General features: G+C 33.0%; 16 protein-coding genes. 12 read left to right on the forward strand and 4 right to left on the reverse strand.

Going from position 1 to position 14,342, the window contains the following annotated elements:
- Positions 1 to 99: 99 nt before the first annotated feature.
- The gene (locus ACTJIW_RS07905) at positions 100 to 2,370 is read right to left on the reverse strand and encodes a M1 family metallopeptidase (protein WP_440716001.1); all 2,271 of its coding nucleotides are present in this window, start codon (positions 2,368 to 2,370) and stop codon (positions 100 to 102) included.
- Between the two features lie 189 nt (positions 2,371 to 2,559).
- Between ACTJIW_RS07905 and ACTJIW_RS07910 the strand changes: the two genes are divergently transcribed.
- The 3 genes from ACTJIW_RS07910 (at position 2,560) to ACTJIW_RS07920 (ending at position 4,637) form a co-directional block, all read left to right on the forward strand.
- Entirely contained in the window at positions 2,560 to 3,414 is an 855-nt protein-coding gene (locus ACTJIW_RS07910; RefSeq protein WP_121361578.1) for an aldose 1-epimerase family protein, read from the forward strand.
- Complete coding sequence (locus tag ACTJIW_RS07915; RefSeq protein WP_012025422.1) at positions 3,414 to 3,962, forward strand: GNAT family N-acetyltransferase; 549 nt, start codon at positions 3,414 to 3,416, stop codon at positions 3,960 to 3,962. The genes ACTJIW_RS07910 and ACTJIW_RS07915 overlap by 1 nt, the downstream gene beginning before the upstream one ends.
- Positions 3,963 to 4,082: 120 nt before the next feature.
- Positions 4,083 to 4,637 (forward strand): DUF3575 domain-containing protein, encoded by a 555-nt coding sequence (locus tag ACTJIW_RS07920; protein WP_012025423.1) that lies wholly within the window; start codon positions 4,083 to 4,085, stop codon positions 4,635 to 4,637.
- A gap of 1 nt (position 4,638) precedes the next feature.
- Here the strand turns inward: ACTJIW_RS07920 and ACTJIW_RS07925 are convergent, their stop codons facing one another.
- Entirely contained in the window at positions 4,639 to 4,863 is a 225-nt protein-coding gene (locus ACTJIW_RS07925; RefSeq protein WP_440716002.1) for a VF530 family DNA-binding protein, read from the reverse strand.
- Positions 4,864 to 4,959: 96 nt separating this feature from the next.
- A complete protein-coding gene (locus ACTJIW_RS07930; protein WP_149207691.1) occupies positions 4,960 to 5,598 on the reverse strand; it encodes an outer membrane beta-barrel protein in 639 nt (212 codons plus the stop codon).
- Positions 5,599 to 5,736: 138 nt separating this feature from the next.
- On the opposite strand from ACTJIW_RS07930, the gene smpB reads away from it, so the two are divergent.
- The 3 genes from smpB (at position 5,737) to ACTJIW_RS07945 (ending at position 8,003) form a co-directional block, all read left to right on the forward strand.
- Positions 5,737 to 6,192 (forward strand): SsrA-binding protein SmpB, encoded by a 456-nt coding sequence (gene smpB / locus ACTJIW_RS07935; protein ID WP_073409225.1) that lies wholly within the window; start codon positions 5,737 to 5,739, stop codon positions 6,190 to 6,192.
- Between the two features lie 77 nt (positions 6,193 to 6,269).
- Positions 6,270 to 6,911: a hypothetical protein gene (locus ACTJIW_RS07940; RefSeq protein ID WP_440716003.1), complete on the forward strand. Its 642-nt coding sequence runs from the start codon at positions 6,270 to 6,272 to the stop codon at positions 6,909 to 6,911.
- A gap of 84 nt (positions 6,912 to 6,995) precedes the next feature.
- A complete protein-coding gene (locus tag ACTJIW_RS07945; protein ID WP_440716004.1) occupies positions 6,996 to 8,003 on the forward strand; it encodes a helix-turn-helix domain-containing protein in 1,008 nt (335 codons plus the stop codon).
- 29 nt (positions 8,004 to 8,032) lie between these two features.
- Here the strand turns inward: ACTJIW_RS07945 and ACTJIW_RS07950 are convergent, their stop codons facing one another.
- On the reverse strand, positions 8,033 to 8,674 hold the full coding sequence (locus ACTJIW_RS07950; protein WP_121361581.1) for a protein-L-isoaspartate(D-aspartate) O-methyltransferase: 642 nt from the start codon (positions 8,672 to 8,674) through the stop codon (positions 8,033 to 8,035).
- 211 nt (positions 8,675 to 8,885) lie between these two features.
- On the opposite strand from ACTJIW_RS07950, the gene ACTJIW_RS07955 reads away from it, so the two are divergent.
- The 6 genes from ACTJIW_RS07955 (at position 8,886) to ACTJIW_RS07980 (ending at position 14,242) form a co-directional block, all read left to right on the forward strand.
- Positions 8,886 to 9,851 (forward strand): Gfo/Idh/MocA family protein, encoded by a 966-nt coding sequence (locus ACTJIW_RS07955; protein WP_012025430.1) that lies wholly within the window; start codon positions 8,886 to 8,888, stop codon positions 9,849 to 9,851.
- Positions 9,852 to 9,939: 88 nt separating this feature from the next.
- Positions 9,940 to 10,827 (forward strand): 3-hydroxyacyl-CoA dehydrogenase family protein, encoded by an 888-nt coding sequence (locus tag ACTJIW_RS07960; protein WP_012025431.1) that lies wholly within the window; start codon positions 9,940 to 9,942, stop codon positions 10,825 to 10,827.
- Positions 10,828 to 10,839: 12 nt separating this feature from the next.
- A complete protein-coding gene (locus tag ACTJIW_RS07965; protein WP_440716005.1) occupies positions 10,840 to 11,499 on the forward strand; it encodes a YggS family pyridoxal phosphate-dependent enzyme in 660 nt (219 codons plus the stop codon).
- A 62-nt stretch (positions 11,500 to 11,561) separates the two neighbouring features.
- Positions 11,562 to 11,762, forward strand: a complete 201-nt coding sequence (locus tag ACTJIW_RS07970) for a four helix bundle protein (RefSeq protein WP_440716006.1) — start codon at positions 11,562 to 11,564, stop codon at positions 11,760 to 11,762.
- A gap of 248 nt (positions 11,763 to 12,010) precedes the next feature.
- A complete protein-coding gene (locus ACTJIW_RS07975) occupies positions 12,011 to 13,372 on the forward strand; it encodes an exonuclease domain-containing protein (RefSeq protein WP_440716007.1) in 1,362 nt (453 codons plus the stop codon).
- Between the two features lie 30 nt (positions 13,373 to 13,402).
- Positions 13,403 to 14,242, forward strand: a complete 840-nt coding sequence (locus ACTJIW_RS07980) for an ion transporter (RefSeq protein ID WP_121361586.1) — start codon at positions 13,403 to 13,405, stop codon at positions 14,240 to 14,242.
- Positions 14,243 to 14,342 lie beyond the last annotated feature (100 nt).

Below are 14,342 nucleotides of genomic sequence, written 5' to 3' on the forward strand. Positions count from 1 at the left end.
TAACTTGACTAAATAAACTTGAAACTCTGAAAAGTTTAAACAAAAGAAAAACCCGATAGTAAAAATACCATCGGGTTTACATTATTTGGAGTTTTGTATTTAGCTTTTTGTAAACGGAATCACTTGCCCGCTGCCTGTAACAATCATATCAAAACCTGTTTTTGCTTCATTGTATTTGAATTTTAAACCAGCTCCTTTAGATTCAAATGTGTCTTTTTCGTTTTCTACTGGTTTAACTGAAAACTTCGGAAAATCTGTAATTTCAAAATACATTGTGCTGTTTTTCTCTGTAACTTCAATTTTAAGAGGTGCTCTTGAAGTCGAAAACATTCCTAAATATGGATCTAAAATTATGTCTTTTTCTACTTTACCTTTTCCAGCTGTCCAAACATTGTTTGATGTATTATTATCTGGAAAAGCGTGATCTGGATCTAAAGTGATGCTTTCAATTTCTTCTGTAGAATTGTGCTTGAAAGACCAGCTGTTATTACGCTGCCAAATTTCTACAGGAAGATTTACTCTGCTTACTTTACCGCTTTTTGTTTTAACATCTAAAACAATCGGCATTGGCATTTTATCAAAATTCTCAACAGTAATAATAACTCCTTTTGCAGGATCATTTTTTACATATTTAATCGAATTGATTCCCTGATCAAAACGCCAGTTATTTACGAACCAGCTTCTCCAGAACCAGCTTAAGTCTTCTCCTGCTACATTTTCCATAGATCTGAAGAAATCATCCGGCTGTGGGTGTTTGTAAGCCCAACGCTCAATATAAGTTCTAAAAGCTGTATCGAAACGTTCTTTCCCTAAAATTTGTTCTCTTAAGATTACCAGACCTGCACTTGGTTTAAAGTAACATAACATACCTATATTTCCTTCCTTCATATTATCAGGAGAACTCATAATGGTTTCTAAATCAGGTCTTGTAAAAGGCTCAGCCTGCTCGTGTAAATCTGTTGCAGGTTCTTTGTATTCTCCATTATTAAAAGCAGCTGTACTTAATGAGTTAATAAAAGTATTAAATCCTTCATCCATCCAGCCGAATAATCTTTCGTTTGAACCTACAATCATTGGGAACCAAATGTGGCCAAATTCGTGGTCTGTAACTCCCCATAAATCTTGCCCTTTAGATTTCCATCCGCAGAAAACAATTCCTGGATATTCCATTCCTCCTTCATTTCCAGCAACGTTTGTAGCAGCGGGATAAGGATATTCGAACCATTGTTTAGAATAATGTTCGATTGATGCTTTTACATATTCAGTAGAACGTCCGTAAGCACCTTGTCCGGCACTTTCAACAGGATAGGCAGATAATGCTAAAGATTTTTTTCCGCTTGGAAGATTAATTTTTGCTCCATCTAAGATAAAAGCCGGAGATGATGCCCAAGAAAAATCACGTGCATTTTTAATTTTATAATGCCATGTTTTCTCTGTTCCTGCATTTGCATTTGAAGCTGAATTTGCTTCTTGTTCAGAACGAATTGTTACCGTTTTATCGCTGTTTGCAGCATCCTTATATTTTTTGAAATGATCTGCAGAAAACACTTCCTGACCATTTATTAATTCACCAGAAGCAACTACAAAGTGATTCCCCGGAACTGTCAATTTTACATCAAAATCACCATATTCTAAGTAAAACTCTGAAGCGCCTAAATAAGGAGCTGTGTTCCATCCGCGTACATCATCGTATACACACATACGAGGGTACCATTGTGCAATTGTAAAGATTTTTCCGTTTTTAGTTTCCAAAACCCCCATTCTGTCAGAACCTTCAAATGGCGCAATGAATGAAAATTCGATTTTAATTTTTACAGAACCTCCTTTTGCTGCTAATTCCTGTGGAAGAAATATCTGCATTCTAGTATCTGTAACGATATATTTTGCTGCAACTTCTGTTTTGTTTTTCCCTCCGGAAATCACTTTTACAGATTTAATTTTGTTTCCTCCGTCAAAAACCTGCCCTTGAGCTCCGTTACGGCTTCCTGTCAATGGCACAACAGCGTTTCCTCTAGAATCTTCTTTAAATAAATTCTGATCTAAATTCAACCAAAGAAAACCTAATTTATCAGGACTATTATTAGTATATGTAATTTCATCTGTACCTACAATTTCATTTGTAGTACCATTTAATTTTGCTGTGATTTGATAATCGGCTCTGTTCTGCCAGTATTCTGCTCCCGGCTGACCGCTTGCTGTACGGGTCGTTGTTCCATTTTTTGTATAAAAATGCGGACCAAAGGCATCGTGATAATTATAATTGTTTACCGGATTTGCTGTCGCCGCCGGAGACGTTTGCTGCGCCCAGACTGAAGAAATCCCAAAAAATAAAGCCGCGGTTAGTATGGCTTTTGCAGATTGCTTTTTCATATTTTTTAGCTGTTTATGTAGCAAATTAATGAAAAAAAAAGCTATTTGCAGAGGAATAGTTAAGCTTAAATTTAATTTTAGCAAAATTTTATCAAAAAAATAATTCAGAGTATTTTTCCTAAAAAACAAAATTTATAAAATATATTTACATCACGATTTAAAACTTAATTCTATTTCAATTCTATTATTTTGGATACAACAATATCAAACTCAATACTTAAAGCTTCTATCAAACATGCAGGAGCAGAATTATTTTCTTTAAAAGACAATCAAAACAAAGAATATATCTGGGAAGGAAATCCTGATTTTTGGGGTAAACACTCACCTGTTTTGTTTCCAATTGTAGGTACATTAAAGAACAATACTTATACTATTGATAAAAAAGAATATCAACTGTCAAGACATGGTTTTGCAAGAGATATGGAATTTAAATTGATTGAGAAAACAGGAAATAGTGCTGTTTTTTCGTTAGAATCAAATGCCGAAACTTTAAAAAAATACCCTTTCGAATTTGAATTACAGCTTATTTATACGCTTGAAAACACTTCTTTAAACATAGAATATATCGTAATTAATAAAGGTGAAACTAAAATGCCATTTTCTATTGGAGCACATCCTGCAATTGCGCTTCCTGAAAATTTCGAGAACTATTCTTTTAAATTTGAAAAACAAGAACCTTTAAAGTATAATCTTTTAGAGAATGATCTAATTTCAAATAAAACTGAAACTCTAAAAACTACAGAAAATGTCGTTCCGTTAACTTATAAACTTTTTGAAAATGATGCTTTAGTTTTTAAAACACTAGAATCAAATTCATTAACTATACTTGAAAATAAAAAACCTTACGTTCAGGTTGATTTTGAAGATTTTCCAAGCTTAGGAATCTGGACAAAAGACCAGGCGCCATTTGTTTGTATAGAACCATGGTTTGGCTACTCAGACACTGCAGATAATTCAGGTGATTTATTTAAAAAAGAAGGTATTTTGGTTTTAGAAATCGATCAATCTTTCCATTCTCAATTTAGTATTAAAATAATATCATAATGTTAGAATTCAATTTTAATCCATTTCCTGTAATCGAAACCGAGCGTTTACTTTTAAGAAGAATTACAAATGATGACGTTAACGAAGTATTCGAATTGAGATCGAATCCTGAAACTATGAAATTCATCCCAAGGCCATTAGTTAAAGACAATGAAGACGCCTTACTGCACATTGCGATGATCGAAGAAAAAATTGAAACAAATATTGGAATCAATTGGGCAATAACTTTAAAAGGCAATCCTAAACTTTTAGGAATAATTGGCTATTACAGAATGCAGCCTGAAAATTACCGCGCCGAAATTGGCTATATGCTGTCTCCAGATTTTCACGGAAAAGGAATTATTCCCGAAGCAGTAAACGTATTGCTAAAATATGGTTTTGAAAATTTAAAATTACATTCTATTGAAGCTGTGATTGATCCTGAAAATTACGCATCAGAAAAAGTCTTACAAAAATGCGGTTTTGTTAAAGAAGCTCATTTAAGAGAAGCCGAATTTTGGGAAGGAAAATTCCTCGATAAAGTAATTTACTCATTACTAAATAATTAGAAAAATATAATTATTTCTGACCAAAATAATCCTGTTAAAAGTCCGTTAATCTTTAATACTAAGGTTTTAGTTGAGTTATATTTGCCCCAAAATAAATTATTCCCTGCGATTTAAAATACCATGAAAAAAATATTCGCCCTTACCGTTCTTCTTATATCTATTCAATTACAAAGTCAGACTTTTATCAAATTTAATGGTGTAACAGCTTTAGTTGGCGTACCAAATATTGGAGTTGAAACCAGTATTGGCGAAAAAACAACTTTTAGTTTTGACGTTATGGCTTCTTTTTGGGAATCATTTGACGGTCATTCTCCTATGAAATTTTATACGGCAACTCCAGAAATCCGTTACCATTTTAAAGAAAAATACAATGGTTTTTATGTCGGAGGTCATGTAGGTGCTGATAAATATGAACTTCAAAAATGGAATTACTGGGACAGTAACAAATATGAAGATGGTTTTGGTTATAGACTAGGTGCTACAGTTGGTTATAATGTAAAACTCAGCGATAAATTTTTACTTGATATTTTTGTTGGCGGCGGCTGGCACCAAGGTTTTTATCATGGATATTATAATGATGGTACTCCCGGAAGATATGAAAAAGCCCCTAACTACAATAAAAGCGGCGAATGGCTTCCGTACCGCGGCGGTGTGATGATTTCTTATAAATTGTAAATCAGCTGAATTTAGGAAGTGATTTTATATACAAATCTTCCACTTTCTTTCTTGCCCAATCTGTTTTTCTTAAAAAAGTAAGACTCGATTTCAAGCTTGGATTTGATATAAAACACTTAATTGGAATTAATTCTCCTAAAGTATCAAAACCATAATAATCTACAAGAGTTTCAACAATTTTTTGAAGTGTAATTCCGTGAAGCGGATCTTTAGATTTGCTTTCCATTTTAATTTATATATTAAATAATACTAAAAGACCGTACTTAAAAAAGCACGGTCTTTTTTGCAAAATTACGGAATTGACCTAAAACAATCCGCTAAATTAGAATATGAATTTAAATCCAAAAGAAAGCGGAGAAGTTAAATTTGGATTACTTCCTGCTAAAGCTGTATTGTAAAATGGGTCAACATTTGCAACATGCGCCAATCCAAAATTTGTAACAGTCGTTTTTTCTCCATTTTTAGGCTCTAGAGTTGTAGAAGTAAAATTAGCCAAATCGTAAGAGAACTCTACAGAGAAGTTTTTTGTAATGAAATAATCAAAACCTCCTGATACTGATAATCCTACCTGATTAACTTTTAACTCGCTTTCTTTTTCTTTTCCGGTAATAACTGGTATCGCTGCCTGTCCGAAGAAGTACAATGAACCAGCTACATTCCAATATTTTCTAACTAAAGGCTGAATAACAATTAAATCTGTTTTTGCAGCTGTGCCTGCATTTGACTCGGCTTTAATGTTAATTAATCCGAATCCTGCTCCAACGGCTACAGATGGAGTTACAAATGTACCCACGATTGGAAGTACAGATAAACTCGTATTTTTTTCGTCTGCAGTTTTTGTCTGCTGATAACCGAATTGAGAGGTTGCAAACCAAGCTCCTTTTAGTCCTTGAGCTGAATCCTGAGCCTTAGCGGTTAAGCCCATTAACACAATACTGACTAATGTTACAATTTTTTTCATTATAAATTTGTTTTTGAATTACAGGACAAACTTACTTGTAAGCATTTTTGAGAAGGATGATTAAAATCATAGATTAAAAAAAATCTTTAATTATATTTGAGCAGTTTATATTCCTGCAATTTTCTTACTTTTGTACCCATGTTAAAATCAGTCAATATACTTAATAAAAGAGCCCGGTTTGATTACGAAATAATCGACACCTATACTGCCGGAATTGTTTTGGCAGGAACCGAAATTAAATCGATACGTTTAGGAAAAGCGAATATTACAGAAAGCTTCTGCGAATTCAGCGGGATGGAACTTTTTGCAATCAATACTTATATAGAGGAATATTCATTTGGGAATCAATTCAACCATAAATCAAGAAGTGAACGAAAATTGCTTTTGAATAAAAAAGAATTAAAAAACCTTCATAAAAGTGTTCAGGCAAAAGGTCTTACTATTGTGCCTTTAAAATTGTTTACCAATGAAAAAGGTCTTGCAAAACTGCAGATTGGTCTTTGTAAAGGAAAGAAAAACTACGACAAACGTGAATCTCTAAAAGAGCAGGATACAAAACGCGACTTAGACAGAATTAAAAAAGCATATAACTAAACACGGATTTAATTACTTAAATCTGTGTTTATCAAAATTTTATAGTTATTTTTACTACAAACATATAACTGTAAAATATGAAAAAGTACTTAATTCTACTCATTGTAATTCTGTCACTTTCAAGCTGCGGCAGTAATACAACTATTGTAAACAGCTGGAGAGATCCAAAAATAACAGTTGCTCAGGAACATTTTAAAAAAGTCTTAGTAGTTGCCCTCGTTAAAGACGAAGCTTCAAGAAGAATTGCCGAAAACAGAATCGCTGCAAGCAATCCTATTTTTAAAACTTCCTATCAATATCTAAACGAAACTACCAAACACCTTACGCAGGAACAAAAATTAAAAATCCTTCAAGATGAAAATTTTGACGGGGTTGTCACGATGCGTTTAGTAAGTACTGAAAAAGAAACTACTTACGTTCCTGGAAGTTATACAGGAATGTATTACGGAGGCTTTGATGGTTTATATTCCGGAATGTACGGATACGGTTTTGGAAACTGGTACGGAATGTATTCACCGGCTTTCTACGATCCGGGATATTATCAGGAAACAACTTATTACATGGTAGAAACCAATATTTTTTCGCTAAAAGAAAACAAATTAATCTGGACCGGAACCACAAGATCTGATTACGTAACAGATGTAGGACAAACTGTAGATGCTATAATGCAGGCAGTTGTAAAAGAAATGAGAAAAGACGGCTCATTACCTCCAAAATAAGAGAAACAAAAAGCAGCTTAAATGCTGCTTTTTTTATGACTAAACAAATGACTATTTTTGTCAAGACTTTAAATTTCATCAAAAATGAAATCACTTTTAAAAAATGCAAGAGAACAAAAAGGGCTAAAAACGAGAGAATTGGCTCAGCTTGCCGGAATCGATCAGGCATTGATCAGTAAATTTGAATCTGGAACACGAAAACCAACCAAAGATCAGGTTATTAAATTATCTCAGCTTTTAGAAATTGATTATGAAACTTTAATGATTACCTGGCTTAAAGAAAAGATACTTTATGAAATTGGTGATGAAGAATTTGCACTGAAAGCTTTAATTTTAGCTGAACAAGAAATTCAAAACAACAAAAAAGAAATCAATTCTGCTATAATATCTTCTATTCAAAATATTTTAGATGAAATTGAAATCTTAAAAAATAAAATCCATTCCTTTAATCATTTTGAGCTCCGTCAGATTTCAAAAACTTTAGAATTAGAGTTTGTTTTTAAAAGTATTCATTTAAATAAAAATCCACTAACACTAGAAGAAACCAAATTGGTTATAAATGATGGACTAACTATTTCCGGAAAAAGCATGCAAAGTCATCTTGAAGCCATTAATTTTCAAGAAGCAGTGTTTTACATTAAAGATTTAACTCAAAAGAAAACATCTTTAAATGAAAAAGATTTTCTTTTACTTCATAATTTAATTTTCAAAGGATTTGAATCTGAAAATTCTGGAAAATATATAAATGATCCAGTTATTACACGCGAAATGAATTTATTTTTCAATTGGCATGAATCACAAAAAAACAATCTTCACCCAATAATTCTTGCCTCTGAAGCGCATTTAAAAATACTTGAAATTAAGCCTTTTGCGAATGGAAATTTACAAATGGCTAACCTAGCATTAAACTGGATTTTAATGCAATACAATTACACATACACCACAATAGAAGAAGACCAAAAGAGTATCGATGAATATTTTTCTATTTTGGAGAAAAGTCAAACCCAGAATGATACATCAATTTTTATTAATTATATCACTAGAATTGAAAAAGAAAATCTAAAAAGAGCGATAGAATTAGTCGAAAAATAAAAAAGCCCAGTTAAAAACCGGGCTTTCTATTAATTTTTATCTTCTAATAAAGGAACAAATCTAAATTCTCCAAACTCATGTTTTTCAAATTGTGTTTCATTCTTTCTAATCAATAAAGTCATAATCTGAACATCTTCTCCTAACGGAATAACAAGCCTTCCTCCTATTTTTAATTGTGCCATTAATGGCTGCGGAATAAATGGCGCACCCGCTGTAACTATAATACTGTCAAATGGTGCAAAATTTGGTAATCCTTTATAACCATCTCCAAACGTAACGTGTTTGGGGCGGATATTTAATTTCGGAAATAAATTAGATGTTGTTTTAAATAGTTCACTTTGTCTCTCAACCGTATACACTTTAGCACCAAGCATAAATAAAACGGCAGTTTGATAACCAGAACCCGTTCCTATTTCCAGAACTTTGTGATCCTTCTTAACTTCAAGTAATTGTGACTGAAAAGCAACCGTGTAAGGCTGAGAAATAGTCTGCCCGGCACCAATAGGAAACGCTTTGTCCTGATAAGCAAAATCTTCAAAACTAGAATTCAAAAAAAGGTGTCTTGGGATTTTTTTTATCGCATCTAAAACAGCTCTGTCAGTAATACCTTTTTGCTCTAAAGTGGTTACTAATTGATTACGAAGTCCTTGATGTTTGGCAGTGTCTTTCAAAATGGGTAGGTTTTATTTTCGCAAAAATAAGAAACAAAACAGGATTTCAAATATTGATTTTTAAATAATAAATTAATACAGTCGAAAGTTAAATATCGAAAGTCAAAAGTGACAGCAAATAATTTACAATTCACAATTCATAACTCACAATTAGATGAATTCATTTTCACGTTAAACAAATAAATTATATTTTTGTTTAAAATACATTCTCATGTTAAAAGTAGGAGTTTTAGGTGCTGGTCATCTTGGTAAAATACATTTACGCTTATTACAACAATCTGACAAATACGAATTAGTTGGATTTTACGACGAAAATCAAGAAAATGCCGAAAGAATCTCAAAAGAGTTTGGCTATAAAAATTTCAGCACAATTGCCAAACTTATTCACGCTGTCGACGTGATTGACATTGTTACTCCTACACTTTCACATTACAAATGTGCAAAAGTTGCCATAAAATCAGGAAAACATATCTTTATAGAAAAACCAATTGCCAATACAGTTGAAGAAGCTGAAGAAATTATTGCTTTAGCCAAAGAACACAACGTAAAAGGACAAGTAGGTCATGTTGAGCGTTTTAATCCTGCTTTTATCGCTACAAAAGAAATGATCGAAAATCCGATGTTTATAGAAACACATCGTTTGGCAGAATTTAATCCGCGAGGTACCGATGTTCCTGTGGTTTTAGATTTAATGATACATGATATCGACGCTATTTTGAGCGTTGTAAAATCTAAAGTAAAAAGCATCAATGCAAGCGGTGTTTCAGTTATCAGTGAAACTCCGGATATTGCCAACGCAAGAATCGAATTTGAAAATGGCTGCGTTGCCAACTTAACAGCAAGCCGAATTTCATTGAAAAACATGCGTAAATCACGTTTCTTTCAAAAAGATGCTTACATTTCTGTTGACTTTTTAGAGAAAAAATGCGAAGTAGTTCGCATGAAAGATGCACCAGAAGTCCCTGGAGATTTTGATATGATTTTACAGAATGCAGAAGGTGTAAAAAAACAAATTTATTTTACTAATCCAGATGTTGAACAAAACAATGCGATCTTAGATGAATTAAATTCATTTGCAGATGCAATTAACAATAATACAACTCCAGTTGTAACACTTGAACAGGCAACAGATGCATTGCGTGTTGCTTATCAAATTATTGATTGTTTCGATAAATAGTTTAAAAAAAATCAAAATAAATTAGCCACGAATTCACGAATTATTTGGTGAATTCGTGGCTAAATCATAAAAAAATATCTAGCAAAAAATGAAAACAATAGCTGTAATTGGAGCAGGAACAATGGGTAACGGAATTGCCCACACTTTTGCACAAAGCGGATTTACCGTAAAATTAATCGATGTTTCTGAAAAATCATTAGATAAAGGAATGGCAACAATTGCTGCCAACTTAGACCGTATGTTATCTAAAGGAACGATTACTCAGGAAGATGTTGCCAAAACTATTACCAATATCATCACTTATACAGATTTAAAAGACGGTGTTGTTGGAGTTGATTTAGTAGTAGAAGCAGCAACTGAAAACGTTGAATTAAAACTAAACATCTTTAAGCAATTAAACGAATATTGCTCGCACAATACCATTTTAGCAACCAATACTTCTTCTATTTCAATTACACAAATCGGAGCTGTTGTGGCACATCCTGAACGTGTTATCGGAATGCACTTTATGAATCCTGTGCCAATTATGAAATTGGTTGAAATCATCCGCGGATATAATACCAGCGATGAAGTAACTAAAATCATCATGACTTTATCTGAAAAATTAGGTAAAGTTCCTGTAGAAGTAAACGATTATCCAGGTTTTGTAGCAAACAGAATTTTAATGCCAATGCTAAACGAAGCCATCGAAACGTTATACAATAAAGTTGCCGGAGTTTACGAAATAGATACGGTAATGAAATTAGGAATGGGACACCCAATGGGACCACTTCAATTGGCCGATTTTATTGGACTTGATGTTTGTCTTGCAATTCTAAATGTAATGTACGACGGATTCAAAAATCCTAAATATGCTCCTTGCCCGCTTTTAGTAAATATGGTAAGAGCTGGTAAACTTGGGGTTAAATCCGGTGAAGGTTTTTACGATTACAGCGAAAGCAAAAAAGCTGAGAAAATCTCGAAACAGTTTTTATAAAAAAGAAATATCATGTCGATTCAATCGAATTTAAATACAATTAAAGCAACTTTACCTGAACATGTAACTCTGGTTGCTGTTTCAAAAACAAAACCAGTATCTGATTTGATGCAGGCTTATGAAGCTAGACAGCGTATTTTTGGAGAAAACAAAATACAGGAAATGACTGAGAAATGGGAACAAATGCCAAAAGACATTCAATGGCATATGATTGGTCATGTTCAGTCGAATAAGGTCAAATTTATGGCTCCGTATGTAACTTTGATTCATGGTGTTGACAGTTTGAAATTATTACAGGAAATCAATAAACAAGCTTTAAAAAACAGCAGAACAATAGATTGTCTTCTTCAAATATATATTGCTGAAGAAGAATCTAAATTTGGTCTAGACGAAAACGAATTAAATGAACTTTTAACTTCTGTGGAGTTTAAAGAGTTAAAAAATATTCGTATCTTAGGTTTAATGGGAATGGCAACATTCACAGAAGATCAAAACCAGATAAAAAAAGAATTTACCCATTTAAAATCCATTTTTGATTCGATAAAAAATCTGAAAACTGAAAACTGCAGCCTGAACACCATATCGATGGGAATGTCTGGAGATTATCAATTGGCAATAGAATGCGGAAGCACAATGGTACGCATTGGAAGCAGCATTTTTGGAGGCAGATAATTTTTCAATATCAATTAAAATTACAAAAATCAATGTCAATTTTAAAAGTGGAAAAGTTTTAAATGGAAAAAATATTCAATTTTGAAGATCGATTAGTTCGTTTTGCTGGAGAATGTATTTTCTTTACAAGACAATTAGAAAGACTATTTGAAAACGAATATTATAAAAATCAATTAATTAGATCATCTGGAAGTGCATCTTTAAATTTTGGAGAAGCACAAGGAACAGTCACAGATAAAGATTTTATTTTAAAGTTTCGTTAGTAGTAAAAGAGTTGAAAGAATCCAGAAACTCATTAAAAATTCTAGATTACATTAAAGAAGGAGATGACAGCAAAAGAAGCAAACTTCTGATTGAAGTAGAGCAATTAATTGCAATTTCATCAAAAATGATAATAAACAAAAGATAATTTTCAATACCAATGACAATGGCAATTACAATAACAATTTTCAAAATTGATATTGAGTTTTGATATTGTAATTGCCATTGATTTTTGACATTGACATTGAATATGTACGCAATACTAGACATAGAAACCACTGGGGGACAATTTAATGAAGAGGGAATTACTGAAATCGCTATCTACAAATTTGATGGGCATGAAGTAGTTGATCAATTCATCAGCCTTGTCAATCCTGAAATTCCCATTCAGCCTTTCGTAGTAAAACTGACCGGAATTAATAATGCTATGTTACGTTCTGCACCAAAATTCTACGAAGTTGCTAAACGAATTATAGAAATCACTACGGATTGCGTTATTGTAGCTCATAATGCTTCTTTCGACTATAGAATCCTTAGAACCGAATTTCGTCGTTTGGGTTATGATTTCGAAGCCAAAACGCTTTGCACAGTAGAATTAGCAAAAAAACTAATTCCAGAACAGCCTTCTTACAGCTTAGGAAAACTAGTTCGCGCACTTGGAATCCCTATGGCCGACAGACACCGTGCAAGCGGTGATGCTATGGCAACCACAAAGCTGTTTAAAATGCTTTTAGAAAAAGATGTCGAAAAAACCATCGTAAAAGATTTTATAAAGCTGGAAGTAGAAAAAGGAATTTCTCCAAAATTCTTGGATATTGTAAATCAAATGCCGGCTAAAACAGGGGTTTACTATATCTATAAAGAAGACGGCACTTTAATTTACATTGGCAAAAGCCAAAATATCAAAAAAAGAGTCAATCAGCATTTTACCGGAATTACAACCAAAAGCAAAAGAATCCAGGCAGAAGTTTTTACCATAACGTATGACGAAACCGGAAGCGAATTAATCGCGCTTTTAAAAGAAAGCCAGGAAGTAAAAGTTAATCGTCCGCGATACAATCGCTCACAGAAAAAATCTGTATTTCCTGTAGCTTTATATGCCGAAAAAGATTCAAACGGTTATATCAACTTAAGACTGGAAAAAGCTGACGGACGTAAAAAAGAAATTACCTCTTTTGCTTCCTTACAAGAAGGAAAAAATGCACTTTTCAGATTTACGTCAAAATACCATTTGTGCCAAAAACTTACAGGTTTATATCAAACCAAAAAAGAGTGTTTTCAATATAAAATCAAAGAATGTGACGGCGCCTGCATTGGCGAAGTTACGCCAGAAGTTTACAATTTAAGAGTACAGCAATTCATTTCAGAAAACAGCTTTGAAAACAAAAGCATGGTATTGATAGACAGAGGTAGAAATATAAATGAACGAAGTGCAATTCTAATTGAAAACGGAATATACAAAGGTTACGCCTATTACGATCTTAATTATCAAATTACGAATATCGACATCTTAAAAAATATTCTGGTTCCAATGCAGCATAACCGAGATGTAAAAAATATCATTCAGAGTTATATCCGCAAAAGCAAATCAATAAAAATACTTCAATTTTAACAAATCGAAACCTTCATTATCTTTAAGGATATGAAAAATACAAAATCACAATACGAAATCTTTAGAGAAAAAGTCAAAATTGTTCTATATGGCACCAACACCATATTAGGCCGAATGTTCGATTTAGTATTGCTGGGTTTAATTTTACTAAGCGTTCTATTGATAATGCTGGATACCGTTCAAGGTATCAGTTCTAAATATCACCAGCAATTGTTGATATGCGAATGGGTAATTACGGTATTTTTTACAATAGAATATATATTGCGAATTATTTCAATACAAAAACCCGTTAAATACGTTTTCAGCTTTTACGGAATCATCGATTTATTGGCTGTTTTGCCCATGTATTTATCCATCTTTTTCCCTGGCGCAAGTATTTTATCAATCGTAAGAGCATTACGTTTTCTTCGATTATTCAAAATTTTGCATATTCCGCAAATCAACCATCAATCCCTGCAATTAAAAGAAGCTATAGAAGCCAGCAAAGAAAAAATCCTGGTATTCATTTATTTTGTTTTAATCAGCACCGTAATCATTGGTACAGTTATGTATTTGGTTGAAGGCAGAGAATCAGGATTTACCAGCATTCCAATGGGAATTTACTGGACAATCGTAACTCTTACAACAGTTGGTTACGGAGATATTTCACCTCAAACGCCACTCGGACAATTTATAGCAGCGTTTGTAATGATTTTAGGTTACGGAATCATCGCCGTCCCAACAGGAATCGTTACTGCCGAATTTGCCAAAAGCAGTTTAAGAAACAATTCTGTAAGCGGTAAAAAAACATGCAGAAAATGCCAGTCTCAAGTTCATTTCGACAATGCAAAATATTGCTACGAATGCGGAACCGAATTACCTAATAATTAATTTTAGAAGCTAATCCAGCTGTACATTACAACTCCTCCTTATATTTGTAATTTTTTAAGGCACAAAAGGAGCTTCCGCTGGTCGCTCTTTTACACCAAAA

This window comes from Flavobacterium sp. 22659 (genome assembly GCF_052044235.1).
GTDB classification, from domain to species: Bacteria; Bacteroidota; Bacteroidia; order Flavobacteriales; family Flavobacteriaceae; genus Flavobacterium; species Flavobacterium johnsoniae.

Coding starts and splice junctions, on each gene's coding strand:
- smpB (WP_073409225.1), top strand. CDS start 5,737: ATGTTAAAATCAGTCAATATACTTAATAAAAGAGCCCGGTTTGATTAC.
- ACTJIW_RS07975 (WP_440716007.1), top strand. CDS start 12,011: ATGTACGCAATACTAGACATAGAAACCACTGGGGGACAATTTAATGAA.
- ACTJIW_RS07920 (WP_012025423.1), top strand. CDS start 4,083: ATGAAAAAAATATTCGCCCTTACCGTTCTTCTTATATCTATTCAATTA.
- ACTJIW_RS07965 (WP_440716005.1), top strand. CDS start 10,840: ATGTCGATTCAATCGAATTTAAATACAATTAAAGCAACTTTACCTGAA.
- ACTJIW_RS07905 (WP_440716001.1), bottom strand. CDS start 2,370: ATGAAAAAGCAATCTGCAAAAGCCATACTAACCGCGGCTTTATTTTTT.
- ACTJIW_RS07925 (WP_440716002.1), bottom strand. CDS start 4,863: ATGGAAAGCAAATCTAAAGATCCGCTTCACGGAATTACACTTCAAAAA.
- ACTJIW_RS07940 (WP_440716003.1), top strand. CDS start 6,270: ATGAAAAAGTACTTAATTCTACTCATTGTAATTCTGTCACTTTCAAGC.
- ACTJIW_RS07980 (WP_121361586.1), top strand. CDS start 13,403: ATGAAAAATACAAAATCACAATACGAAATCTTTAGAGAAAAAGTCAAA.
- ACTJIW_RS07915 (WP_012025422.1), top strand. CDS start 3,414: ATGTTAGAATTCAATTTTAATCCATTTCCTGTAATCGAAACCGAGCGT.
- ACTJIW_RS07930 (WP_149207691.1), bottom strand. CDS start 5,598: ATGAAAAAAATTGTAACATTAGTCAGTATTGTGTTAATGGGCTTAACC.
- ACTJIW_RS07960 (WP_012025431.1), top strand. CDS start 9,940: ATGAAAACAATAGCTGTAATTGGAGCAGGAACAATGGGTAACGGAATT.
- ACTJIW_RS07955 (WP_012025430.1), top strand. CDS start 8,886: ATGTTAAAAGTAGGAGTTTTAGGTGCTGGTCATCTTGGTAAAATACAT.
- ACTJIW_RS07970 (WP_440716006.1), top strand. CDS start 11,562: ATGGAAAAAATATTCAATTTTGAAGATCGATTAGTTCGTTTTGCTGGA.
- ACTJIW_RS07945 (WP_440716004.1), top strand. CDS start 6,996: ATGAAATCACTTTTAAAAAATGCAAGAGAACAAAAAGGGCTAAAAACG.